Annotated in this window: 28 protein-coding genes; 15 read left to right on the forward strand and 13 right to left on the reverse strand. The window is 57.6% G+C overall.

Going from position 1 to position 23447, the window contains the following annotated elements; translation table 11 throughout:
• Positions 1 to 2 precede the first annotated feature (2 nt).
• The 4 genes from ACERY3_RS18400 to nudI all read left to right on the forward strand — a co-directional run bounded on the left by ACERY3_RS18400 (position 3) and on the right by nudI (position 2552).
• On the forward strand, positions 3 to 1172 hold the full coding sequence (locus ACERY3_RS18400; protein WP_086374946.1) for an HlyD family efflux transporter periplasmic adaptor subunit: 1170 nt from the start codon (positions 3 to 5) through the stop codon (positions 1170 to 1172).
• 252 nt (positions 1173 to 1424) lie between these two features.
• On the forward strand, positions 1425 to 1724 hold the full coding sequence (locus tag ACERY3_RS18405) for a type II toxin-antitoxin system RelE/ParE family toxin (protein WP_033146338.1): 300 nt from the start codon (positions 1425 to 1427) through the stop codon (positions 1722 to 1724).
• 10 nt (positions 1725 to 1734) lie between these two features.
• Positions 1735 to 2082: a HigA family addiction module antitoxin gene (locus ACERY3_RS18410; RefSeq protein ID WP_033146339.1), complete on the forward strand. Its 348-nt coding sequence runs from the start codon at positions 1735 to 1737 to the stop codon at positions 2080 to 2082.
• 44 nt (positions 2083 to 2126) lie between these two features.
• Entirely contained in the window at positions 2127 to 2552 is a 426-nt protein-coding gene (gene nudI / locus ACERY3_RS18415) for a nucleoside triphosphatase NudI (RefSeq protein ID WP_048979783.1), read from the forward strand.
• A 2-nt stretch (positions 2553 to 2554) separates the two neighbouring features.
• Here the strand turns inward: nudI and ACERY3_RS18420 are convergent, their stop codons facing one another.
• From ACERY3_RS18420 to ACERY3_RS18430, 3 genes are all read right to left on the reverse strand, one after another.
• Positions 2555 to 3064, reverse strand: coding sequence for a DUF6622 family protein (locus ACERY3_RS18420; protein WP_048979784.1), 510 nt, complete (start codon positions 3062 to 3064; stop codon positions 2555 to 2557).
• A gap of 85 nt (positions 3065 to 3149) precedes the next feature.
• The gene (locus ACERY3_RS18425) at positions 3150 to 4331 is read right to left on the reverse strand and encodes a PLP-dependent aminotransferase family protein (RefSeq protein ID WP_048979785.1); all 1182 of its coding nucleotides are present in this window, start codon (positions 4329 to 4331) and stop codon (positions 3150 to 3152) included.
• Between the two features lie 20 nt (positions 4332 to 4351).
• A complete protein-coding gene (locus tag ACERY3_RS18430; RefSeq protein WP_058841109.1) occupies positions 4352 to 5239 on the reverse strand; it encodes a LysR family transcriptional regulator in 888 nt (295 codons plus the stop codon).
• A gap of 97 nt (positions 5240 to 5336) precedes the next feature.
• Between ACERY3_RS18430 and ACERY3_RS18435 the strand changes: the two genes are divergently transcribed.
• The gene (locus ACERY3_RS18435) at positions 5337 to 5939 is read left to right on the forward strand and encodes a short chain dehydrogenase (RefSeq protein WP_045888791.1); all 603 of its coding nucleotides are present in this window, start codon (positions 5337 to 5339) and stop codon (positions 5937 to 5939) included.
• Here ACERY3_RS18435 and ACERY3_RS18440 read toward each other — a convergent pair.
• The 7 genes from ACERY3_RS18440 to ACERY3_RS18470 form a co-directional block, all read right to left on the reverse strand.
• Entirely contained in the window at positions 5933 to 6667 is a 735-nt protein-coding gene (locus ACERY3_RS18440; protein ID WP_058841108.1) for a bifunctional 2-polyprenyl-6-hydroxyphenol methylase/3-demethylubiquinol 3-O-methyltransferase UbiG, read from the reverse strand. The two genes, ACERY3_RS18435 and ACERY3_RS18440, sit on opposite strands and share 7 nt — an antisense overlap.
• A gap of 176 nt (positions 6668 to 6843) precedes the next feature.
• Complete coding sequence (locus ACERY3_RS18445) at positions 6844 to 8223, reverse strand: amidohydrolase family protein (protein ID WP_058841107.1); 1380 nt, start codon at positions 8221 to 8223, stop codon at positions 6844 to 6846.
• Between the two features lies 1 nt (position 8224).
• The gene (locus tag ACERY3_RS18450) at positions 8225 to 9181 is read right to left on the reverse strand and encodes a carbamate kinase family protein (RefSeq protein ID WP_047059377.1); all 957 of its coding nucleotides are present in this window, start codon (positions 9179 to 9181) and stop codon (positions 8225 to 8227) included.
• Positions 9178 to 10758: a xanthine permease gene (locus tag ACERY3_RS18455; RefSeq protein WP_373226219.1), complete on the reverse strand. Its 1581-nt coding sequence runs from the start codon at positions 10756 to 10758 to the stop codon at positions 9178 to 9180. The genes ACERY3_RS18450 and ACERY3_RS18455 overlap by 4 nt, the downstream gene beginning before the upstream one ends.
• Positions 10759 to 10769: 11 nt before the next feature.
• Positions 10770 to 12185 (reverse strand): DUF1116 domain-containing protein, encoded by a 1416-nt coding sequence (locus ACERY3_RS18460; RefSeq protein WP_058841105.1) that lies wholly within the window; start codon positions 12183 to 12185, stop codon positions 10770 to 10772.
• Positions 12185 to 13726: an acyl-CoA synthetase FdrA gene (gene fdrA, locus ACERY3_RS18465; RefSeq protein WP_058841104.1), complete on the reverse strand. Its 1542-nt coding sequence runs from the start codon at positions 13724 to 13726 to the stop codon at positions 12185 to 12187. Before fdrA ends, ACERY3_RS18460 begins: the two co-directional genes overlap by 1 nt.
• 107 nt (positions 13727 to 13833) lie before the next feature.
• Complete coding sequence (locus ACERY3_RS18470; protein WP_058841103.1) at positions 13834 to 14439, reverse strand: ankyrin repeat domain-containing protein; 606 nt, start codon at positions 14437 to 14439, stop codon at positions 13834 to 13836.
• Positions 14440 to 14759: 320 nt separating this feature from the next.
• On the opposite strand from ACERY3_RS18470, the gene ACERY3_RS18475 reads away from it, so the two are divergent.
• Positions 14760 to 15689 carry a LysR substrate-binding domain-containing protein gene (locus ACERY3_RS18475; RefSeq protein ID WP_045888794.1) on the forward strand — a complete coding sequence of 310 codons (930 nt, stop codon included), beginning with the start codon at positions 14760 to 14762 and terminating at the stop codon, positions 15687 to 15689.
• On the opposite strand, the gene ACERY3_RS18480 is transcribed toward ACERY3_RS18475, so the two are convergent.
• Positions 15686 to 15844 carry a YqaE/Pmp3 family membrane protein gene (locus ACERY3_RS18480; protein WP_023308917.1) on the reverse strand — a complete coding sequence of 53 codons (159 nt, stop codon included), beginning with the start codon at positions 15842 to 15844 and terminating at the stop codon, positions 15686 to 15688. The genes ACERY3_RS18475 and ACERY3_RS18480 overlap by 4 nt on opposite strands.
• Before the next feature lie 179 nt (positions 15845 to 16023).
• Here ACERY3_RS18480 and ACERY3_RS18485 point away from each other — a divergent pair, with 179 nt between their 5' ends.
• The 3 genes from ACERY3_RS18485 to ACERY3_RS18495 all read left to right on the forward strand — a co-directional run bounded on the left by ACERY3_RS18485 (position 16024) and on the right by ACERY3_RS18495 (position 17113).
• A complete protein-coding gene (locus ACERY3_RS18485; RefSeq protein WP_029742056.1) occupies positions 16024 to 16323 on the forward strand; it encodes a helix-turn-helix transcriptional regulator in 300 nt (99 codons plus the stop codon).
• 9 nt (positions 16324 to 16332) lie between these two features.
• Complete coding sequence (locus tag ACERY3_RS18490) at positions 16333 to 16854, forward strand: rhodanese family protein (protein WP_058841102.1); 522 nt, start codon at positions 16333 to 16335, stop codon at positions 16852 to 16854.
• Positions 16855 to 16933: 79 nt separating this feature from the next.
• Positions 16934 to 17113 (forward strand): hypothetical protein, encoded by a 180-nt coding sequence (locus ACERY3_RS18495; RefSeq protein WP_023308920.1) that lies wholly within the window; start codon positions 16934 to 16936, stop codon positions 17111 to 17113.
• Between the two features lie 38 nt (positions 17114 to 17151).
• Here ACERY3_RS18495 and stpA read toward each other — a convergent pair whose 3' ends face one another.
• Positions 17152 to 17556: a DNA-binding protein StpA gene (stpA, locus tag ACERY3_RS18500; protein WP_033146355.1), complete on the reverse strand. Its 405-nt coding sequence runs from the start codon at positions 17554 to 17556 to the stop codon at positions 17152 to 17154.
• 496 nt (positions 17557 to 18052) lie between these two features.
• Between stpA and alaE the strand changes: the two genes are divergently transcribed.
• Positions 18053 to 18502, forward strand: a complete 450-nt coding sequence (gene alaE / locus ACERY3_RS18505) for an L-alanine exporter AlaE (RefSeq protein ID WP_008502567.1) — start codon at positions 18053 to 18055, stop codon at positions 18500 to 18502.
• Between the two features lie 32 nt (positions 18503 to 18534).
• Here alaE and ACERY3_RS18510 read toward each other — a convergent pair whose 3' ends face one another.
• Positions 18535 to 18879, reverse strand: coding sequence for a DUF2002 family protein (locus ACERY3_RS18510; RefSeq protein WP_023308923.1), 345 nt, complete (start codon positions 18877 to 18879; stop codon positions 18535 to 18537).
• Positions 18880 to 19039: 160 nt separating this feature from the next.
• Here ACERY3_RS18510 and ACERY3_RS18515 point away from each other — a divergent pair, with 160 nt between their 5' ends.
• The 5 genes from ACERY3_RS18515 (at position 19040) to nrdF (ending at position 23342) form a co-directional block, all read left to right on the forward strand.
• Positions 19040 to 19366, forward strand: coding sequence for a DUF883 domain-containing protein (locus tag ACERY3_RS18515; RefSeq protein WP_023308924.1), 327 nt, complete (start codon positions 19040 to 19042; stop codon positions 19364 to 19366).
• Positions 19367 to 19609: 243 nt separating this feature from the next.
• The gene (nrdH, locus tag ACERY3_RS18520; RefSeq protein ID WP_045889183.1) at positions 19610 to 19849 is read left to right on the forward strand and encodes a glutaredoxin-like protein NrdH; all 240 of its coding nucleotides are present in this window, start codon (positions 19610 to 19612) and stop codon (positions 19847 to 19849) included.
• A complete protein-coding gene (gene nrdI / locus ACERY3_RS18525; protein WP_021241965.1) occupies positions 19846 to 20256 on the forward strand; it encodes a class Ib ribonucleoside-diphosphate reductase assembly flavoprotein NrdI in 411 nt (136 codons plus the stop codon). Before nrdH ends, nrdI begins: the two co-directional genes overlap by 4 nt.
• Positions 20229 to 22373, forward strand: coding sequence for a class 1b ribonucleoside-diphosphate reductase subunit alpha (nrdE, locus tag ACERY3_RS18530; protein ID WP_373226221.1), 2145 nt, complete (start codon positions 20229 to 20231; stop codon positions 22371 to 22373). The genes nrdI and nrdE overlap by 28 nt, the downstream gene beginning before the upstream one ends.
• Positions 22374 to 22382: 9 nt before the next feature.
• Positions 22383 to 23342, forward strand: a complete 960-nt coding sequence (gene nrdF / locus ACERY3_RS18535) for a class 1b ribonucleoside-diphosphate reductase subunit beta (protein WP_369604464.1) — start codon at positions 22383 to 22385, stop codon at positions 23340 to 23342.
• The last annotated feature ends 105 nt before the right edge of the window (positions 23343 to 23447 follow it).

The raw sequence follows: 23447 nt of genomic DNA on the forward strand, positions 1-23447 counted from the left end.
CAATGGACGATCTGGATAACGCCCTCGACTCCGAAAGCGGCTACACCGGCGCGCGTCGGATCGTGATCTTCTCGCTGCTGATGTTTGTGGTGCTGGGCGTCTGGGCGTGGTTTGGCGTGCTGGATGAGGTATCAACCGGCTCAGGTAAAGTGATCCCCAGCTCGCGCGAGCAGGTATTACAGTCTCTCGACGGCGGGATCCTCACCGAGCTGAACGTCCACGAGGGCGATCAGGTGCAGGCCGGACAGGTGCTGGCGCGGCTCGATCCGACGCGTTCCGAATCGAACGTCGGCGAAAGCGCGGCGCGCTACCGGGCCTCACTGGCCTCCAGCGCCCGCCTGTACGCCGAGGTGAACGATCTCCCGCTGAAGTTCCCCCCTTCGCTGGCAAAGTGGCCGGATCTGATTGCTGACGAAACGCGCCTCTACAACTCCCGCCGCGCGCAGCTGGAGGACACCCAACGGGAGCTGCGCGCCGCGTTAGATCTCGCCAATAAGGAGCTGGCTATCACCCAGCGGCTGGTCAAAACCGGCGCCGCCAGCCACGTGGAGGTGCTGCGCCTGCAGCGGCAAAAAAGCGATCTGGAGCTGAAGCTCACCGACGTACGCTCGCAGTATTACGTTCAGGCGCGCGAGGCGTTATCCAAGGCCAACGCCGAGGTGGATATGGTTTCGGCGATCCTCAAAGGCCGCCAGGATTCCGTCACCCGTCTGACGGTAAAATCCCCGGTGCGCGGGATCGTGAAAAACATCAAGGTCACCACCATAGGCGGCGTGATCCCGCCCAACGGCGAGCTGATGGAGATTGTGCCGGTAGACGATCACCTGCTGATCGAAACCCGCCTGTCGCCGCGCGATATCGCCTTTATCCACCCGAACCAGGAGGCGCTGGTTAAAATCACCGCCTACGATTACGCCATTTACGGCGGCCTGCACGGGGTCGTCGAAACGATCTCTCCGGACACCATCCAGGACGAGGCCAAGCCGGAGGTGTTCTATTACCGGGTGTTTATCCGCACCAGCCAGGATTACCTGGTGAATAAGGCGGGCAGGCACTTCTCGATTGTGCCGGGGATGATTGCGACGGTAGATATTAAGACCGGCGAGAAAACGGTGCTGGATTATCTGATCAAGCCGTTTAACCGGGCGAAAGAGGCGCTGAGGGAGCGGTAGTCAATCGCCGGGTGGCGGCTCCGCCTTACCCGGCCTACATACCCGGAGGCCCTTGCAAGCGCAGCGCCACCGGGCATTTAACCGCACGTCAGAACTGGAACCTACCTCGGAGTATTCATCTTTAGCCATACATCCCACTTCCCTTCAGCCATCGCCCAGGTAATATTAACCGCAGACAAAAAACGCACTTGCGCACAGTGCGGGAGTGCATTACTATTCAATCAGCTTCAAGGACTGGAGCTCAGCACCATTATGATTAGTTATTTTCGGGATCAATGGCTTGAGGATTTTTTTCTTTACGGCAGATCGAGCAATGTTATTCCTGCAAATCTGGAAACAGCGCTTGCGAGAAAGCTCGATATCATCAGGGCAGCAACCTCGCACAGGGATTTGCGATCGCCACCGGGCAATATGTATGAAGCATTGAATCCTCCGCTGAAGGGATATTCCTCTATCCGGGTAAACAGGCAATACAGGCTCGTATTTCGCTGGACAGAGGGTAAAGCAGAAGATCTCTACCTCTCTCCACACAAGTACACGCAACACAAGTGAGGCATCACCTATGACACTTCAACAGGCACTCCGCAAACCCACCACGCCGGGCGACGTGTTGCAGTATGAGTATCTTGAACCGCTCAATCTGAAAATCAGCGATCTGGCGGAGATGCTCAATGTTCACCGCAACACCATCAGCGCGCTGGTCAATAACAATCGCAAGCTGACTGCCGATATGGCGATCAAACTGGCAAAAGCCTTTGATACCACGATTGAATTTTGGCTTAACTTACAGCTGAACGTCGATATCTGGGAAGCGCAATCCAACCCCAGGACGCAGGAGGAGCTAAGCCGTATAAAGACCGTTGCGGACGTCATGGCTAAGCGAAAATCTGGCCAGCCGGATGTAGCCTGATTCGGTAAACACTTCACCTATCAATACTTTTTCAGGAAGAAATCATGCGCCAACGAACCATTGTCTGCCCCATCATCCAGAATGACGGTGCCTACCTCCTGTGTAAAATGGCCGACGATCGCGGCGTGTTCCCCGGCCAGTGGGCTCTCTCCGGCGGTGGAATGGAACCGGGCGAAACCATGGAACAGGCGTTGCGCCGTGAGATCCGCGAAGAGCTGGGCGAAGCGCTGGAGATTGTCTCGGTTACGCCATGGGCTTTTCGCGATGACATTAGGGTGAAAACCTACGCCGATGGCACCACAGAGGAGATTTACATGATCTATCTGATCTTCGACTGCATCAGCGCCAACCGGGAAGTCACGTTTAATGAAGAGTTTCAGGAGATCGCCTGGGTTAATCCGGAATCGTTAAAAGAGCTGGATCTCAACGCAGCCACGCGTGTTACCTTCACGCAAAAAGGTCTGCTGTAAATTCAGGCCTGAACTCGGGCGTTATACACCCCAACGTAACGCGCAAATTTCCCGAGAAACACGCCGGCAAACACGCCGCCGGAGACGATCGCCAGCGCGCTCATGGCGGGCTGCTGCATCGTCTGGGGAGAGACCGCGCTCATCACGCCCAGCACATACTTGACGCCGAACGCCAGCATCATAAACGGCAGCGCGGTGTAGTCTGCCTGGCGGTAAAGGGTGCGCGGCGCATCTGCGCGGGTGATAACCGCCTGCTTAATCAGGATATACCCCAGCGCGGCCCCGGCGAGGATCCCCGCCGTCCACAATGCGACAGTTCCGGGCGTCAGCGTGCGGTAGACAACCAGATCGTAGATATCCCAGATAAGAAATATTGCCGGAATGATGGCAAGCCTCTCCAGCGTAACGGTGGCGGGCCTGCGAGCTTTAATGCCGCGAGAGATAAGGAAGATAAACAGCACCCACACCCAGGCGGGCGTGTGCGTAACGACACCGAACAGAAATTCAAACATGGAGATCTCCATGGACGATCGCGGCCCGTGCCGCCCTGAACGCGTATTGCGCATAACGGCAGGAAAGCCATTATGCGCAGGTCTTTTACAGCGATTTTTTCAGGCGTTGAACCGCTTCCTTCAGCTCTTCATCCGTTGGCGTGACAAACGACATACGCAGCGTTGAATGGTCTGGCTCATTGCAGTAGAAAAATTCGCCCGGCACAAATACTACGCCGTTACTTAACGTTTTTTCCAGCCAGCGGGTGGTATTACTACCATTTTTCATATTCGCCCACAGGAACATGCCGCCCTTCGGCTTGTGGAACGACATCACATCGCCCAGCTCGGCCTCCAGCTCGGTTGCGAACGTCTGGTATTTCTGGCGATAGGCTTCGCGGATCGTTTTAATCTGATCGGGCAGGCGACCGGTTTTCAGGTATTCATACGTCATCAGCTGCGACAGCGTGCTGGTGTGCAGGTCGGTGGTTTGCTTGAGGTTGACTACTGCGCGCTTCAGCCATTCCGGCACCAGCACCCAGCCCACGCGGGTTCCTGGAGCAAGAATTTTGGAGAAGGTTGAGGTATACACCACGTTCTCTTCGTTGCCGATATCTTTGGCATGGGCAATTAACGGGCGGAAAACTTCATCGGTATAATTAATTTCGCTGTACGGATCGTCTTCAATAATGACGAAATCATAGCGCTTCGATAATTCCACCAGCTGTTTGCGACGCGCCTCAGAAAGGGTTACCCCGCCAGGGTTGCCAAACGTCGGAACAATATAGACCGCTTTGATGGTTTTATTTGCCGCCAGCGCTTCAAGCTCGTCGACCTTCATGCCGTCGCCATCGGTGCCAACGGATTCAAAATTCGCCTGCGCCAGGCCAAATACCTGCAGCGCAGCAAGATAGGTTGGACGCTCAACCACAACGGTATCGCCCGGGTTAATTAATGCACGCGCCAGCACGTCGAGGGACTGCTGTGAACCGGAGGTCACGACCACATCATCTGCCTTGCAGCGGATCCCGCGCCCTTCACAGATGCGCTGAATTTCTTCCCGGAGCCCCGGTACGCCTTCGGTCAGACCGTACTGAAAGGCCTCACCAAAATGCTGTGATAATACGGCATCAGCGGCAATTTTCAGCCCTTCGTGATCGAACAAGGCTGGGTTAGGAATCCCCCCACCCAGCGAAATGACGCCGGCCATTTTGCTATGTTTTAACAATTCACGGATGGCAGATGATTGCAGGCCCTGCGCGCTGCTGGCGAGTTTATTCACAGACATTCTTTGCATACCTTCTTTTTTTATAGTGTGCCCAATCTTAGCAGAATATGTGCGATAAATTCCGTTAGCTTAGGGAGAGGTCGTAAATCCTGACGCCACAGCAAATGCACGGGTCTCGGCGCCGGAATATACGCCTCCAGCACCCGCACCAGCCTGCCGCTTTCCAGATCTTCCGCCACCAGCACTTCCGGCTGCAGCAGCAGTCCCGCCCCGGCTCTCGCGGCCATCCGCAGCCCGTAACCGTCGTTGCATCTTAAGACCGCATCCCGTTTCCAGCGCACCTCGCCCTCGACGCCCGGCAGCCGCCACTCGTTGCGTGCGGTCCACACGCTGTGGGATAAGCAGAGATGATCCACCAGATCGGCAGGGGTTTGCGGCGTACCGTAGCGCGCAAGATAGTCCGGCGCGGCGCAGATCACCATCCGGTAAGGGCAGAGGTATTTCGCCACCAGATCGTCGTTGTGAATGTCGCCAATGCGAATGGCAAGATCGATACCCTCCTCCACCAGATCCACCATCCGGTTGGTGAGATCCAGCTCGATGCGCACCTCCGGGTAGCGTTGTAAAAAAGAGGCCGTAATCGGCGCGATCGCGCTGCCGCCAAACGAGGTGGGCGCCGTCACGCGCAGGGTGCCGGACGGCGCGGCGCGCAGGCGCTCCACGGCGCTTTCGGCGATCGCGACCTGCTCCAGCACCCGCTTCGCCTCGTCGAAATAGACCCGCCCGGCGTCGGTCAGGCTCTGGCGCCGCGTGTTACGCTCCAGCAGGCGGGTACCGAGCTGTGATTCCAGCAGCGCAACGTATTTCCCCACCATTACCGCCGACATCTCCAGCCGTGCCGCCGCGCCGGTAAAGCTGCCGCTTTCCACCACGGCAATAAAGGTCTCCATGCTGCGAAGCTTATCCATATTCCAAACTCCTGGTTAGCAATCTTCTAACTTTAGCCCAGTTTATCTGCATTATTATTTATTAAAGAATGGGGGCTCACAACATAAGGAGTCAGCTATGAAAATCGTCATTATTGGTGCCAGCGGTACGGTCGGTCGTGCGGTAACGGAAGAGCTGAGTCGTCGCCACGAGGTCATCCGCGTCGGCCGGACGCAGGGCGACGAGCAGGTGGATATCACCTCGCAGGCGAGCGTCCAGGCGCTGTTTGAGAAAATCGGCCCGGTGGATGCGATTGTCTCCGCCAGCGGTGGTCTTTACTTTGGCCCGCTCGCAACCATGAAGGACAGCGACTTCAACCAGGGCCTGCAGGACAAGCTGCTCGGGCAGGTGCGCCTGGCGTTGACCGGCCAGCACTATCTGAACGAAGGCGGCTCAATTACGCTGATAAGCGGCATCGTGGCGCACGAGCCAATTGCCCAGGGCGTAAATGCCACCACGGTAAATGCGGCGCTGGAAGGATTTGTTCGCGCCGCAGCCTGCGAGCTGCCGCGCGGGATCCGCATCAACCTGATTAGCCCGACGGTACTCACCGAATCCGTCGAAACGTACGACGGCTTCTTCCCGGGCTTTGAGAGCGTTCCCGCCGCGACCGTGGCGCAGGCCTATCGCCGCAGCGTGGAAGGCGTGCAGAGCGGGCGGGTGTATAGGGTGGGTTACTGAGCCTTACGGGCGGCGATCAGCACCAGCATCGGGCGCTCCGCCTCTTCGGCCAGCGCGGGCCAGGCGTCAATCTGCGCCTGCTCTGGTCCCCACTCGTTGACGTCGCTTATCGTTAATCCGGCCCCGATCAGCGCGTTAAGCGTGGTGCCGAGCGTGCGGTGGTATTTAACCACCCCGTCCGCCAGCCAGTTACTGACGCGTTTGCCTTCATCCTGATAATGGTTCACGCCCCAGAACCGCTCGCCGTTATCGTCGGTCAGCCATCCCTGACGGGCGGCGCAGGTGTAGATCGGGTGCTCCATTGAGAACACCAGGCTGCCGCCTGGCTTGAGCGCGCGCTGAACCCTGGCGAACAGCGTATCCAGTTCCGGCAGGTAGTGCAGCGCCAGCGAGCTGTAGACCAGATCGAGGCTGTTCTCGTGAAGCTTAAGAGATTCCAGATCGCTACGCTGATAGTGAATCTGTGGGTCAGCGGTAAGCTCCGCCGCGCGGGCGAGCATCTTTTCTGAGATATCGACCCCCGTGACGTCAGCAGCGCCCAGCTCGCGCGCCGCGCGGCAGAACCAGCCGTAGCCGCAGCCGAGATCGACAACCGATTTGCCGGTTAAATCCGGCAGCATGGCCTTAAGCGCGGGCCACTCCGGCGCGCCGTCCAGACCCTGCACCGAGCGTGGAAGCCGGGCGTAGCCTTCAAAAAACGCCGGATTGTCGTAGATATTTTGTGCCATGCAGATCCCTCTTTAAGAATATGCATAGCAGTATACTGCATTGTCGGGTGGCGGCTTCGCCTTACCCGACCTACGGAAGTGCGGCCTGATGCCCTCACCCCAACCCTCTCCCACAGGGAGAGGGAGAAATGCACCTCACCCCAACCCTCTCCTACAGGGAGAGGGAGAAATGCACGTCAACCCACCGAGCCCCAGACAAGGTTGCCCTTATGGAACGTCGCGGTGCGCGGTGAAATGCGCGCCACGGCCTCGGCGGAGCAGGAGGCATCCACCAGCACAAAGCTGGCGTCGTCCTGCGCTTTCGGCCACACGCGCTCGCCTTTGTCATTCAGCGGCAGCACGTCGCCGGTGGCAATACCGAGCGCGCGCGAGAGCGTCTGCTCGTTCGGGCGGATGTAGAGCTGAGCGTAAAGATTCGCTTTTTCCAGCATGTCCCCCAGACCGTACGGCGACCAGTGATCGATCACGCTGTCGGTCCCCGTCATCACGAACACGCCCTTCTCGCGCAGCTGCTTCAGCGGCATATGCAGGGTGCCAATCGGCACGGTGGAGGCGATGGTCACCCGCTGCGCCGCCATGCGGGTGGCGATCTCATCCACCTGCTGCTCGTTGAGCGTCGCCAGCGCGAAGGCGTGGCTGATGGTCAGCTTGCCCTTCAGCTCCGGCGTTTTCTCCACCGTCTCCACCATATAGTTCACCGCCGCCACGCCCGCCGGGCTGGTTTCATGCAGGTGGATATCCACCCCTTTGTCGTAGTCCAGCGCAATCTGGAACATGGTGTCGAGGGATTTCTCCATCGCGCCGTCGACGTTGGTTGGATCCAGCCCGCCCACGTAGTGCGCTCCGGCCTGCATCGCCTCGCGCATCAGCTTTTCGGAGTTTGACAGCAGCAGCCCGTGCTGCGGGAAAGCGACGATTTCGCAGTCAAAGCCGGGCTTACGGCGCGATAAAACCGCCTGCAGGTTTTCCAGATTCTTCAGGCCGGAGGTCGGCTCGATATTGCAGTGGCTGCGGGCGATGGTGGAGCCTTTCGACTGGATCAGGTCGATCAGCTTTTCCGCGCGCTCCTGGGTGTAGGGCTGTAGCTCCGGCAGCAGCTTCTGCTCAAGGCGGATCATGTCCTGAATCGTCGTGCCCGCGGGGCGGTTCAGGGAGCGCCACGGACCGCCGTAAAAGGTTTTATCCAGGTGAATGTGCATGTCGCGCATCGCCGGGAGCATCAGCTTGCCGCCTGCGTCATAGTGCGGCAGCGTGGCGTCGGCGTGGCGCTTGTTATCGCGCAGGGCGACGATCTTCCCGTCGTTAATCTCCAGCGTTTTCAGCTCGGTGCGGGTGCTCGTCGCCACGCCGCCGTCGACGTTGAACCCGGCCTCCAGCAGCACGTTGTCCAGATAGTAATGTTTCTCTGTGATGCTCATCGGTTTGCCCGCCTCGCAGGTTGGCTTCGCGGAGTCAGCAGCATACGCGACGGATCCGGTGGCGCCAAACAGCGCGCAGGCGGTGACCATTTTGCCGCTCTGGCTGATAAATTCGCGGCGGCTTTTGTTTTCACTCATCTTATCTTCCTTCATTAACAATATGGGTACCGGTTTCCCCGCGCAGCGCCGCGGGCAGGCTGTCCGGCGAGGTGATAATCACGCGCCTGCCGCCGTGGTGTAAAAATTCCAGCGAGGCGACGATTTTGGGCAGCATGCTGCCCGCCGGGAAGTGGCCCTCTTCCCTGTAGCGCGTCATCTGCGCCACGCTGACGGTGTCCAGCGCCTGCTGGTTCGGCTTGCCGAAGTTGATGCACACCTTCTCCACGCCGGTGGTGATCGCCAGCACGTCGGCACCGATCTCACGTGCCAGCAGCGCGGTAGAGAGATCTTTATCAATCACCGCATCGACGCTCTGGTAGTCGCCCTGCTCGCTGCGAATCACGGGTATTCCGCCGCCGCCCGCGCCGATCACCACAAAGCCTTTTTGCGTCAGCGTTTTGATGGCGTCGGCCTCAACGATGCGCAGCGGCTGCGGTGAAGCCACCACGCGACGGTAGCCACGGCCTGAATCCTCGACAAAATGCCAGTCCGGGTGCGCCTGCTGCAGCTCGTCGCGCTGCGCCTCGGTGAAGAACGCACCGATAGGTTTCGTCGGGTGAGTAAAGCCCGGATCGTTTTTATCCACCTCCACCTGCGTGACAACCGTGACCGCTTTTTGCTCCCCGCGCGCGGCCAGGCGATTGTTGAGCGCCTGCTGGATCAGGTAGCCAATCCCGCCCTGGGTGTCCGCCACGCAGTTTGCCAGCGGGGTTAGCGGCAGCCCTTCCCGCTCGTGGGCGATTTCGGCGCGGCGCAGATCCAGCCCCACCTGGGGGCCGTTGCCGTGGGTGAGCACGATGTCATAGTCGGATGCCAGCATTTCCAGCACCGACTCTGCCACCGCTTTCACCGCCTGCGCCTGGTGTTCAATCGACTGGCTGGCGTTGTCTTTGATAATGCTGTTGCCGCCGATGGCGACGACCATAAGCTCTTTCATTTTGTGTCCTTTAGAAGGTGCGTTCTGGTGCCCTCACCCCGGCCCTCTCCCACAGGGAGAGGGGGAGTAACAGAGATATCCAGCACATGCTTCACCACAAACATGCCGCCCATCATCAGATACGCGGTAACGAACATCAGCGAACTGCCCTCGGCAAAGCCCACCACCGGGGCATGGATCACGCCAAACAGCGCCAGCAGCGCCCCGACGGCGGCCGCAACGGCTCCGCGCAGCGGCTTGTTGATGATGGCGAAAATGGCGATACAGCCCCACAGCATGCTGGCGAGCGGCGCGCCGTTGCCGAGATGCACCAGGCCTTCGTAGTAAATTCCTTTGCTGTGCAGCACGTCGGTGCCGATCTTCGCCGCGCTGGTGCCCGCCGCTCCCATCACGCTGTTCATCATGGTCAGCGCCCAGTTGGCGATCCACGGGAACAGGCAGATGAAGATCACCGGCACCTCCACTTTGGGCGTTTCCCTCACCACCTGGTTGGCGGTGACGACGCCGATAAACACCAGAATCGGCACGATGGCGGTCATCGGAATGATGGCGAGCATAAACGCCCCCAGCCCGAACAGCGGCACGATGAACATGGTCACGCCGGAGGCCAGCGTATAGCCGATGCTCGCGCCCATCGCTTTCCAGCCAGGGTGGCCAACGTAGACCGTCACCGGGAACGGGTTCCCCATCAGGCAGCCGAGCATCGACGCCAGACCGTTCGCCAGCATCACCTTACGCGTCGGGTACGCATCTCCCGCCGCGTGGGCGCTTTCGATGTTCTCCAGGTCAAAGATGTAGTTCGCCAGCCCCAGCGGCACGGCAGATGCCAGATACGGCAGCGCGTGCGGCAGGCCCTGCATGAAGCTGTTCACGTGCACTTCCGGCGGGTTAAAGCCGAAGGATGACATGGACGCTTTAATCGCTTCCGGGCTTTGCAGGCCGGAGATCCACGCCAGTGCCGTACCGGCAATCAACAGCAGCAGACCGGTCGGGATTTTGGCGAAAATCGGCTTTTTACCGAACCAGTTGATGAAGATCAGCAGCAGCACGATGAACGACACGGTCGGCGCTTCGAACGCCTGCAGCATCGGGTTCATCGCCAGCAGCAGCAGGCCCAAACCGGAGAGGCAGGACAGCAGCACGGTACGCGGGATCATCTTGCGGATGGTTTCCCCCAGGAACGAACCGCCCGCGAGGATCATCGCCTCCACGAAGCACCACACCAGGCCAATCTGGATCGCGAAGTCCGCATCGCCGGTCTGCTGATAAACCGGCATCAGGACCAGGAAGGTCACGGTAAAAATCGACGGCGCGCTCGGGCCGGACGGCAGCGCGGTCACGTCCGTTCGTCCGGTGGCGCGCGCCATCTGCATGCCGAACCAGGCGTAGCAAATACTCGCGACCAGCACCGCCAGCCCGAAGGCCGGCGCGATGCGTCCATAAACAATCTCCTTCGGGATGCCGACGACAAAAATGAGCAGCCCCATCATGGTCAGCAAATTGGTCAGGTTATTGGTCATCAACCCGAAATACGCCGCCCAGTCACCTCTTTTCCACTCCAGCTTCATGTTTTTCATGGATGCATGCCTTATAAAAAGTAGCGATCGCGGAAGGTCAACAGCGCCTTTTCAAAACAGCTAAACGGCGGGTGAACGATGCCCGCCCCAATCATGCCGATGCCCGCGTCTTTATGGGCAATGGCGGTGTTAATCACCGGCAGAATGCCGCTGCCCGCGACTTTGGTGATGTCGATAGCAGTCGGAATGCCCATAAACGAAAGCAGCGGAATGGTGACGTTCGGGTTTTCGCCGAGGGTGATTTCGCGCATCTGGCGGGAGAAGTCGATGGCTTCATCCACCGTGCCGCCCACCAGGGCGACAATCGCCGGTGCCGTCGCCATCGCAAAGCCGCCGATGCCGTAGGTTTCGGTGATGGCGCTGTCGCCGATGTCCAGCCCGGAGTCTTCCGGCTTATAGCCCGCGAACATCGGGCCGATCACCTGCTGCGCCGGGCCGGTGAACCACTGCCCCGGCAGGCCGGAAACGCGCAGGCCAAACTCGTAGCCGTTGCGCGCCATGGTGGTGACGACGGTGCTGTACTCAATGCCGTGAGCGGCGTCCAGCGCGGCCTTACACATCGCCATCCACGTCGGGCCGGAGAAGTAGTCGCTGCTGGCGACGAACTCGAACACCTCGCGCTGCTGCTCCACCGGATAGCCCGCCTGAATTAGCCCCGGCGTCAGCGCCTGGATCAGCAGCGTGGTGCCCGCGTTGTTGCGGTTGTGACACTCGTCGCCCATGTGCAGCGCCTGGGCCAGCATCAGGCGCAGGTCGATTTCGCCGACGATCTTCATCGCGTCGCGCAGCATCGGGCCGAGCACGTCGCGCATCCAGTTCAGGCGGTCGATGACGCTCTGGTCGTTGGCCCCCATGCGCAGGATCTTCGCCATCTGCTCGCTGAGGTTGGTGAACGCGCGGTTGCCGTAGGTTTTGTTTTCAACGATGTGCATAAACATCGACGCGGAGGTGACGCCCGCCATCGAGCCCACGCAGTCGTGCTCGTGGCACGGCGAGAAGGTAATTTCGCCAGAGGCGGCGAGCCTTGCCGCGTCGTCCAGATCTTTCGCCAGCCCTTCAAACACCAGCGCCCCGGTGACCGCCCCCTTCATCGCCCCGCACATGTTCTCCCAGGCGACAGGCGGACCGGCGTGCAGAATGGTGGTGCGGGTCATGCCCGGCACAACGTTAATGGCCTGGTCATAGCCCACCAGCACCGGATGAGACTGAATAATGCGCTCAAGGGCGATTTGGTTAGCGGCGGCGATTTTCTCCGCCAGCGGTTTTTCCGCCAGCTGGTCGAGCGCTTCAACGACCTGCATATTGCCCCGCCCCGGCGGCGCCCAGTCGAGCTGGGTGACGGGAACGTGCTGTTTTTTGAGATCGTCGCTGAACATCGCAATGCCGACGTTAATCACGTTCAGCGGCTGGTTGAATAAGGTCGTCATTATGCTTTCTCCCCTTTGCAGACAAATTCGCGTGCCAGTAATCCGGTGTTGGTGCTGCTGCTGGCCCAGATGACGCCTGCGTCGGTCAGCAGCTGGCACTGCTGCGCCAGCGACTGCGGATCCTGGTCGGTGCCGAGCACGTAGCCGAGGATCTCCAGCGGACGGTTATCGGCCTTCGCGATGGCCTGCGCCTCTTTAATGGCGTCGATCATTACGCCGACCGGATCCTCGTGCGCGCCGAAGCCCAGCACGAAGTCCATCACAATTACCCCGACTTCCGGGTCGCGGGCTTCCTGCAACAGGCGGCTGATGCGATTGGTCGGGTCGATCATCGGGTGCGGCTTGCCGTTGGTGAAATCGTCGTCGCCAAAGTCGAGGAAGGTATGGGCTTTACTGACGCTTATGTCGCTCAGGCGCTTAGCCGGATCCGGCTGGATGTTGCTGTAGACGTCGTCGAATTTCGCAAGCGCGGCAAACATCGCCTCGTCGCACAGGGTGCCGCCGCAGAACAGGCCGCGAATGTACTTCTGCCGCGGCGTCAGCCGGGCGCGCACTTCTTCAATCAATGGCCAGTTGAGCGGATGCAGATCGAGGGACTCTTTTTTGATGCCGGTGAGCAGGACCGCCTTCAGGGCCGCCTCTTTGGTGCCGCGCGCAAACTGCAGGCCGTCTTCATCGGCGGGCGGTTCGCTGTGCCCAAGGAAGCAGACAACCACCGGCTTACGGCAGGCGCGCGCGCGGGCCAGCACTTTCTCCGCCACGGCTGGCGCTGGCGGCTTGGAGATCAGAACGATAACCTGGGTGCCCTCGTCGGCTTCCAGCATGTCGATGGCGTCGAGCATCATCAGACCGCCGATTTTCTCGCTGAGATCGCGCCCGCCGGTGCCGATCAGCTGCGACACGCCGCCGCCGAATTCGTGAATGCGCACGCTCAGCTCCTGGCTGCCGGTGCCGGATGCGCCGACGATGCCAATCGGTCCGCGGCGCACCGCGTTGGCGAAGCACAATCCCGCGCCGTTGATAATGGCGGTGCCGCAGTCCGGCCCCATCATCAGCAGCCCTTTCTTATGCGCCAGCTGCTTCAGCGCCAGCTCGTCGTCGAGCGACACGTTATCGGAAAACAGCATCACGTTAAGATCGTTTTCCAGCGCCTGGCGCGCTTCGCGGGCGGCGAAGGTGCCGTTGACGGAAATCACCGCGAGGTTGCTCTCCGGGCGATGGGTTTTGGCGCTGGCAATCGTAGCGTAGCGCGCTTCATGGGCGCCGCCGCTCTCTTTACGCGTGAACAGCGCTTCGATGGCCGCCAGGGTTTCATCATTCGCCGCGTCGCCTTTAATCACGATCATCAGGTCGCCGTTTTTGGCTTCCGCTAATTCCGGCGTTAATAGCCCGAGGTTTTTTAATACGCCTTTGTTCATTTCCGTCGCCATCGCGACAAACGCCTGCTCGACGCCCAGTAATTTATTGGCTTTGGTGGAAACGGACATTAATGAGACGGAGTCAAAATATGTGTTCTTTTTTATGACGATTTTCGTGGGCATTTTTTTCTCCTGAACGCGGATAAAAGGGGGCCGCCATCGTGCAAAATGCACGTCGGTAAAAATGCTTTTTAAATTAACGGCCAGCCGGACGCGGCTGACCGAATGCGTTATGCGCCCGCCGCCAGCAGCAGGTCAGCTATTGCATCGAAGCCTTTTTCCCGCGCCAGTTCGAGCGGGGTTTTACCGTATTTATCGGTCATGTGCGGGTTCGCGCCGTGATCCAGCAGCAGCTTAACGATCTCCTGCTGCTTTGCGCCGCCGTCATTGAGCACGATCGCTTCCAGCAGCGGCGTCCAGCCGACAAAGTTAGTGTGGTTGACGTTAATGTCCGTTTTTTCCAGCAGCTCGCGCACGATCTCCACGTGCCCCTTTTCACTGGCAGGGGTAATGCCCACGCCGCCAAAGCGCGTCAGGCGATCGAGATCCGGATTTGCCGGAAGGACAAGGCGCAGCAGGGTGATATCGTTGGTCAGGCAGCTAATCAGGAAAGGGTTAAAGCAGGTCTGATCCTGTTTATCAATATCCGCCCCGGCGGCAATTAATAACGCCACGCAGTCATAATGTTTTTTCAGGCTGGAAATAATAACGGCGGTTCTTTTCTGTCGATTGGTGGCGTTAATATCCACGCCTTTCTCCAGACAGGCTTTTAGCGCATCGCTATTGCCCTCTTCTGCCGCCAGCAGAAATTCAGTAACGAGTTCGTTCGCAGACATATCCAGACTCCCGATGTTTTTATTTCTGTTGACCTGAGAATAGCAACAGCCTGGTGATAAAAGAATCCGCTTAAAAATGATTCATCGACAGTCAATTCATTGTTGAGGTAAATTCAATAAACTGGTTAAAACGTGCGTCTGTGCAACCTTTTTCTTATGTTTCTCCGCTTTTTAGCGCTTCTGGCTGCATTATGCTTATGCCTGACGAAGCCTTACTGCGTGCGGCTTTCGACAAAGAGTCAGAACTGTGATCGGCTTCAAATGCGTTGTAACGACGCTGTTAAAATATGTTCAAAACTGATGGCTGAAGGGAGTGAGATATGAATTCCATCTTTACCGAGGAAAACCTGCTGGCCTTTACTACCGCCGCACGCTTCGGCAGCTTCAGCAAAGCCGCCGCCGAACTGGGCGTGACGACCTCTGCCATCAGTTACACCATTAAGCGCATGGAGACCGGGCTGGACGTGGTGCTGTTTGTCCGCAGCACGCGCAGCATCGAGCTGACCGAGTCCGGTTTTTACTTTTACCGTAAGGCCACCGACCTGCTTAATGACTTTCACGCCATCAAGCGCGGGATTGACACCATTTCTCAGGGCATTGAGGCGCGGGTGCGCATCTGTATCAACCAGCTTTTGTATACCCCACGCCACACGGCGCGGCTGCTGCAGGTGCTAAAAAAGCAGTTTCCCACCTGTCAGATCACCGTGACCACCGAGGTCTACAACGGCGTCTGGGATTCGATCATCAACAACCAGGCCAACATCGCGATTGGCGCACCGGACACGCTGCTGGACGGCGGCGGGATTGATTACACCGAGATCGGCGCCATTCGCTGGGTGTTTGCCATCGCGCCGGAACACCCGCTGGCGTTCACCCCGGAGCCGATAGCGGAAAGCCAGCTGCGCCTGTATCCCAACATCATGGTGGAAGATACCGCGCACACCATTAACAAAAAGGTTGGCTGGCTGCTGCACGGGCAGGAGGCGATTCTGGTCCCGGACTTTAACACCAAATGTCAGTGTCAGATCCTGGGCGAAGGGATTGGCTTTTTGCCGGAATACATGGTCCGCGAGGCGGTAGACACGGGGCTGCTGGTCACCCGACGGATTAACAACCCGCGTCAGGACTCGCGCATGCTGCTCGCCACGCAGCATGCCGCAACCGGCCAGGTCACGCGGTGGATCAAGCAGCAGTTTGGTCCGGCGGGGGTACTGACCGATATCTATAGCGATTTACTGTGGCGCGCCTAGCTTTTGCTCTGTACCCAAAACGCGTGAATGAGGCCGGGGAAGTAGCCCAGCAGCGTCAGAAGAATGTTGATAATAAACGCCCAGCCAAACCCTTTACCCAACAGCACGCCCAGCGGCGGTATGAGGATCGTAAAAACAATACGCCAAAATCCCATATAAACACTCCGTTCAATCTAATCCATTGAAAATAATAAAGAGAACGTTGTAAGCATAGCCAGTTTATTCGTCTGTACCAGTTCCGGGCCTCGCGTTTACCCTCTTTTACGCTTTTGACGCTAGTTTAATGCACCGGATTAGTTTAGCATTCACTTAATTAAGCAAATACTAAACAATCATGACCGAACTCGAACAGCTTCAGGCCAGCGCCGGGCAGGCCGCCACACTTTTAAAAGCGATGAGCAACCCGCGTCGGCTGCTGATCCTCTGCACCCTGTGCGGAGCGCCCGGCACCAGCGCGGGGGAGCTTGCGCGAGCCACGGGGCTAAGTCCTTCCGCCACGTCGCAGCATCTGGCGCGCATGCGTGAGGAAGGGCTTATCGACAGCACCCGCGACGCGCAGCGCATTCTCTATTCCATTAAAAACGATGCGGTACATCAGCTTATCAGCACCCTGAAAACCCTTTATTGTCCGTAAGGAGCCGCCATGTCACTTCCTCTTATTTCACCGCGCCAGGCCAATGCCCGGGTCGCTGAAGGCGCAAAACTGATTGATATTCGTGATGCCGACGAGTACGCCCGCGAGCATATTCCCGCCGCGCGGTCCGTGCCGCTGGATACCTTACCCGGCGCACTTAACGCGCAGGCGGGCGATACGGTGATTTTTCACTGCCAATCCGGCGCCCGGACGTCGGGGAATGCCGAACGCCTTGCTCAGGCCGCCACGCCCGCAGAGGCATTTGTGGTCGAGGGGGGGATTCAGGGCTGGAAGCTGGCGGGGCTGCCAACCGTCGAAGACAAGTCCCAGCCGCTGCCGCTGATGCGTCAGGTGCAAATTGCCGCCGGGCTGTTGATACTCTGCGGCGTGGTGCTGGGCTATAGCGTCTCCAGCGGCTTTTTCCTGCTCAGCGGTTTTGTCGGAGGCGGGCTGCTGTTCGCCGGTGTGACGGGCTTTTGCGGCATGGCGCGACTGCTCAAGGTGATGCCATGGAACCGGCGTACCTCATAAGCAGTAATCGGTGAATTACGCTGTACCCGGCGTCATACGTGGGCTAAGGTGAAGATCGCTAAAACGATGAGGAGGTAATATGTTTTCTGTCGGTGATTATGTGCAACCGCGTAAAGGCGGCCCGAAACTGAAAGTGCTCGAAGTGAACGGTGACAGCATTGTGGCGGTTCAGGCCAGCAATGAGCAAGGCGAGAAATATACGCTGAAAGCCGCCGACGTGGCGCCTTATACCGAAGAAGGCGATTTCGGCGTCTGCTGAACAGTCAGCCGGGCGGCGTGTTCCGCCCGGCTCATCCGTTAGATCAGAAAATCATCCAGTGATTTACCGTCTGCCAGCGCGCTGGCGATAGGCTTCGGCGTGCGGCCCTGGCCGGTCCACGTTTTCTCTTCGCCGTTCTGGTCAATAAAGCGATATTTTGCTTCACGCGGCTTACGCTTTTTCGCTGGCTTACCCGCCTGCGCCAGTTCAGAACCCAGCAGGTCAGTCGGGGAAATACCATCGGCTTTCATCCGCTCCAGCAGGGCATTAATTTTTTCCTGTTGCTCAGCACGCTGCTGCTCTAATTCCGTCAGCTCGCTGCGTTTCTCTTCAGTAACGACCCTGACCTTTTCCAGCATTTCCTCAAGAACGTCCAGGGATAATTCACGCGCCATGGCGCGCAGGGTTCGGATATTATTAAGATTCTGTAACGTCAAAGACATATTATTTGAAAACCTTTTCTTTGGGGGATAAATAGATAAATCGCCGACAGAATAATTCATTTGAGTTGAAATATCTACCCAAGGGTCCGTACGGACATCAGCGTTAATATATATAAAACTCACTGTTAATAATAGCGCAAGGCGCTGACAGGACACCGGTGAATCCAATCATCACATTAATATAAATAGCCAACCTTAATCCAAACCGCAGCATACTCCACCGCTATCAGGTGGGGATTCCTGCCTCTCGCCACCCACAAAAACAAGCGCTTGATTTTAATATAAAAACTCTCAAACGAGACAGATTATAACGATCGGAACAAAAAACGAACAACTTTAGAGAATTTTGTGGACAAAAGACGCTTAAATAAAAATTAATCACTAGTTGTTAGTTCAAACTCAGAGATATACGCTATACACGTCAAACAAACCAACCTAAAGCACTAACCGCCGAAGGAAAATCGTTTCTTTTGTGTTCTTCTCAAGGAGTTCAGACATGTTCTCGCCGCAATCTCGCCTGCGCCACGCGGTGGCGGATACTTTCGCGATGGTTGTTTACTGTTCCGTCGTGAACATGCTGATCGAAATATTCCTCTCCGGAATGTCCTTCGAGCAGTCGCTTTCTTCTCGTCTGGTGGCGATCCCGGTCAATATTATCATTGCATGGCCTTATGGTTTATACCGCGATGCGGTAATGCGCTTCGCGCGTCGTATCAGTCCTGCAGGCTGGGTGAAAAACCTTGCAGACGTTCTGGCGTATGTGACGTTCCAGTCGCCGGTTTACGTGGCCATTCTCCTGACAGTCGGTGCAGACTGGCACCAGATCGCTGCGGCGGTGAGTTCGAATATTGTCATTTCGATGTTGATGGGAGCCGTTTACGGCTATTTCCTCGACTACTGTCGCCGCCTGTTTAAGGTCAGCCAGTACAGCCAGGCAAAAGCGTGATGTGAAGCGACTGGCGCACGCCAGTCGCGGATTTACTGTACGTCGCCAAACAATCCCTTCAAAAATCGCTCCAGCGCCATACGCGAACTGAAACCGTGCGGAATACCATAATGCTCATGCCGTTCACCGCCTAAATAGAGCGGAAATTGCTGATAATGATCGCAGGTTTTAATATCCGAGGCAGGCTCAGCAAATGACAGACTTCTGTCTTTCAGCGTCGGGTGAATAATGAGAGCGGTACGTCCCATTCTTGCTTCGCGATTAACATAAACATAATTCTCGCCGCGGCGATATCCATACGCTTTTGGCGTCACCTCATCCATGGTGAATCCCTCTTTTTCAAGAACGCGTGCCACCTCGTCAGGTCGTAAATACATATCTTTTCCTCGTTATCTTTTCCTGCCCGGCAACCTTACAGTATTCAGCAATAGCAGGGCTTTCAGAATAGTCCATAAACTGCCGGATAACGCGTGATGCGCTTCAGATATTAAATTTCTGAACTAAACTGAACGGGAACACAAAATTACGGAGGATCGTATGTTTAACAGACCGAACCGAAACGATATTAATGACGACGCTCAGGATATTCGTAATGATGTCAGCCAATTAGCGGACACGCTGGAAGAGGTGCTGAAGTCCTGGGGAAGTGACGCGAAGGACGAAGCGGATGCCGCAAAGCGTAAGGCTCAGTCTCTGCTCCGTGAAACTCGCGCCCGTATGAACGGACGTTCACGCGCCACGCAGGCTGCCTGCGATATGGCAAGCTGTGCTACGACCTTCGTGCGTGAAAAACCGCTATGTACTCTGGGAACCGTCGCGGCGGTCGGCATCTTCGTCGGTGCCCTGCTCAGCCTGCGTAAATAAGCCCGCGTTTTCTGCCCCGGTAGCCTCAGGCGCCGGGGCTTTTTTATGCCCGTTAGCCTGAAAAACCCGTACAGCCTGCCCTGCCCCGCTGTGCTCATCACTGGGGCGATATCAATCTAAATTTCCCATATCTTGTATGGTTGAAACTTAAGACAACTACATCTAGTATTCCTTTTAGCAAGATACATACAACCCGACGCGATGATTCGCGCCGTACTCTCATTTTAAATGGAAATACGAATCATGAGCATTATTATTTACACTCGTAACGATTGTGTTCAGTGCCACGCGACCAAACGGGCAATGGAAAGCCGCGGCGTGGCGTTTGAAATGGTGAATGTTGACCAGGTCCCCGAGGCCGCAGATACCCTGCGCAAGCAGGGTTTTCGTCAGCTTCCGGTGGTAGTCGCCGGGGAGACAAGCTGGTCTGGTTTCCGCCCGGACATGATTAACCGCCTGAGCGCTCAGGCCGCCCGGGCATGAGTGGGCTGGTTTTCTTCTCCAGCAGCTCGGAAAACACGCTCCGCTTTATTGAGCGCGTCGGGCTGCCTGCGGTGCGCATTCCGCTGAACGAGCGGGAGCGGATCCGGGTAGAGGAACCTTACATTCTGGTGGTGCCCAGCTATGGCGGCGGCGGTACGGCAGGAGCCGTGCCTCGCCAGGTGATCCGCTTTCTGAACGATCCTCATAACCGCGGGCTAATCCGCGGCGTGATCGCGGCGGGGAATCGCAATTTCGGCGATGCCTTTGGCCGCGCCGGGGATGTCATTTCTCAAAAATGCGGCGTGCCGTATCTCTATCGTTTTGAGCTGATGGGGACACAGCAGGACGTCGAAAACGTGCGTAAAGGAGTGAACGAATTTTGGCAACGACAACCGCAGAACGGGTGATTCAGGCGACACCGGATTACCACGCATTAAACGCCATGCTTAACCTCTACGATCGGGAGGGGCGCATTCAGTTCGATAAAGATCGTGAGGCGGTGGACGCCTTTTTTGCCGCCCACGTGCGGCCCAACAGCATGACGTTTGCAAGCCAGAATGAACGTCTCGACTATCTGGTTAACGAGGGCTACTACGACGCGCGCATGCTCACCCGCTACGACCGCGCCTTTGTGGTGAAGCTGTTTGAGCGCGCCCACGCCAGCGGCTTTCGTTTCCAGACCTTCCTCGGCGCGTGGAAGTATTACACCAGCTACACCCTGAAAACCTTTGACGGTAAACGCTACTTAGAAAGCTTTGAAGATCGCGTGGCGATGGTGGCGCTGACCCTGGCGCAGGGTGATGAAGCGCTGGCGGAGCAGCTCGCCGACGAGATCCTTTCCGGACGCTTCCAGCCCGCCACGCCGACCTTCCTCAACTGCGGCAAAGCCCAGCGCGGCGAGCTGGTCTCCTGCTTCCTGCTGCGTATCGAAGACAATATGGAGTCGATTGGCCGCGCGGTGAACTCGGCGCTGCAGCTTTCCAAACGCGGCGGCGGCGTGGCGTTTCTGCTCTCGAACCTGCGTGAAGCGGGCGCGCCGATCAAGCGCATCGAAAACCAGTCCTCCGGCGTGATCCCGGTGATGAAGATGCTGGAAGATGCCTTCTCCTATGCCAACCAGCTTGGCGCGCGTCAGGGCGCGGGCGCGGTTTACCTGCACGCGCACCACCCGGACATTCTGCGTTTTCTCGATACCAAGCGCGAAAACGCCGACGAAAAAATTCGCATCAAAACCCTGTCGCTCGGCGTGGTGATCCCAGATATCACCTTTAAACTGGCTAAGGATAATGCCGAGATGGCGCTCTTCTCGCCGTACGATATTGAGCGTATTTACGGCAAAGCGTTTGGCGACGTGGCCATCAGCGAACTTTATGACGAACTGGTGGCCGACGACCGCGTTCGCAAAAAAACCATCAACGCCCGCGATTTCTTCCAGCGGCTGGCGGAGATCCAGTTTGAGTCCGGCTATCCGTACATCATGTTTGAGGATACGGTGAACCGCGCGAACCCGATTGCCGGGCGTATTAACATGAGCAACCTGTGCTCGGAGATTTTGCAGGTCAACAGCGCGTCAGCCTACGACGAGAACCTGGACTACGCGGACATCGGCAAGGATATCTCCTGCAACCTCGGGTCGCTGAATATTGCCCACACCATGGATTCCCCCGACTTTGGCCGCACGGTGGATACCGCCATCCGCGGGCTGACGGCGGTATCGGACATGAGCCACATCCGCAGCGTGCCGTCTGTAGAAGCAGGCAACGCCGCGTCGCACGCCATCGGTCTGGGGCAGATGAACTTGCACGGCTATCTGGCGCGGGAAGGCATCGCCTACGGCAGTCCGGAAGGGCTGGATTTCACCAACCTCTATTTTTACACCATTACCTGGCACGCGCTGCACACCTCGATGATGCTGGCGCGCGAGCGCAACCAGCGGTTCGCGGGCTTTGAGCTGTCCCGCTACGCCAGCGGGGAATATTTCAGCCAGTATCTGGAAGGCGACTGGCAGCCGAAAACCGAAAAAGTGCGCGAACTCTTTGCCCGCGCGGGGATTACCCTGCCGACGCGCGAGATGTGGCAGCAGCTGCGAGACGAGGTGATGCGCTACGGCATTTATAACCAGAACCTGCAGGCCGTCCCGCCGACCGGATCGATTTCCTACATCAACCACGCCACGTCGAGCATTCATCCGATCGTGTCGAAAATTGAAATTCGTAAGGAAGGCAAAACCGGGCGCGTTTACTACCCTGCCCCGTTTATGACCAATGAGAACCTGGCGCTGTATCAGGACGCGTATGAGATCGGCCCGGAGAAAATCATCGATACCTACGCCGAAGCGACAAAACATGTGGACCAGGGGCTGTCGCTGACGCTGTTCTTCCCGGACACCGCCACCACGCGGGATATCAACAGAGCGCAAATCTACGCCTGGAAGAAAGGCATCAAAACGCTCTACTACATTCGCCTGCGCCAGCTTGCGCTGGAAGGCACCGAAATCGCAGGCTGCGTGTCCTGCGCGCTGTAAGGAGAAAGGATGAAACTGTCACGCGTGAGTGCCGTTAACTGGAACAAAATCCAGGACGATAAAGACCTGGAGGTATGGAACCGCCTGACCAGCAACTTCTGGCTGCCGGAAAAGGTTCCGCTCTCCAACGATATTCCGGCCTGGCAAACGCTCGGCCACGCCGAACAGCAGCTGACGATCCGCGTCTTTACCGGCCTGACGCTGCTGGACACCATTCAGAATACCGTCGGTGCACCCGCGCTGATGAGCGACGCGCTCACGCCGCACGAAGAGGCGGTGATGTCGAACATCAGCTTTATGGAGGCGGTGCATGCCCGCTCCTACAGCTCGATTTTCTCGACCCTTTGCCAGACCAAAGACGTGGACGCAGCCTACGCCTGGAGTGAAGAGAGCGAGTCACTACAGAGAAAGGCGGAGCTGGTTCTGGAATATTACCGCGCCGACGAGCCGCTGAAGAAAAAGATCGCCAGCGTGTTCCTGGAATCTTTCCTCTTCTATTCCGGCTTCTGGCTGCCCATGTACTGGTCGAGCCGGGGCAAGCTCACCAACACCGCCGATTTGATTCGGCTCATCATTCGCGATGAAGCGGTGCACGGGTATTACATTGGCTATAAGTATCAGAAAGGGCTGGAGAATGTCAGCGAGGCGAAGCGCGAGGAGCTTAAAGGCTTTGCGCTCGATTTGCTGATGGATCTGTACGACAACGAGCTGAGCTATACCGAGGAACTCTACGCCGGCACCGGCTGGGAGGACGACGTGAAGGCCTTCCTCTGCTACAACGCCAACAAGGCGCTGATGAACCTGGGCTACGACGCGCTTTTCCCGCCGGAGATGGCGGAGGTGAACCCGGCGATTCTGGCCGCGCTGTCGCCCAATGCCGACGAAAACCACGATTTCTTTTCGGGATCTGGCTCATCGTATGTGATGGGCAAAGCGGTGGAAACCGAGGATGAAGACTGGGATTTTTAATGAACGCTAACGTTCGTTAATTTAATATAAACCCAACAACTCCCGCTCTAATATTTACAAAACAACTACACTGTAATTTCCACGTCATATTCGCCTGAATCATTC

The organism is Enterobacter cloacae complex sp. ESBL7 (assembly GCF_041679625.1).
Classification (GTDB): Bacteria; Pseudomonadota; Gammaproteobacteria; order Enterobacterales; family Enterobacteriaceae; genus Enterobacter; species Enterobacter asburiae_B.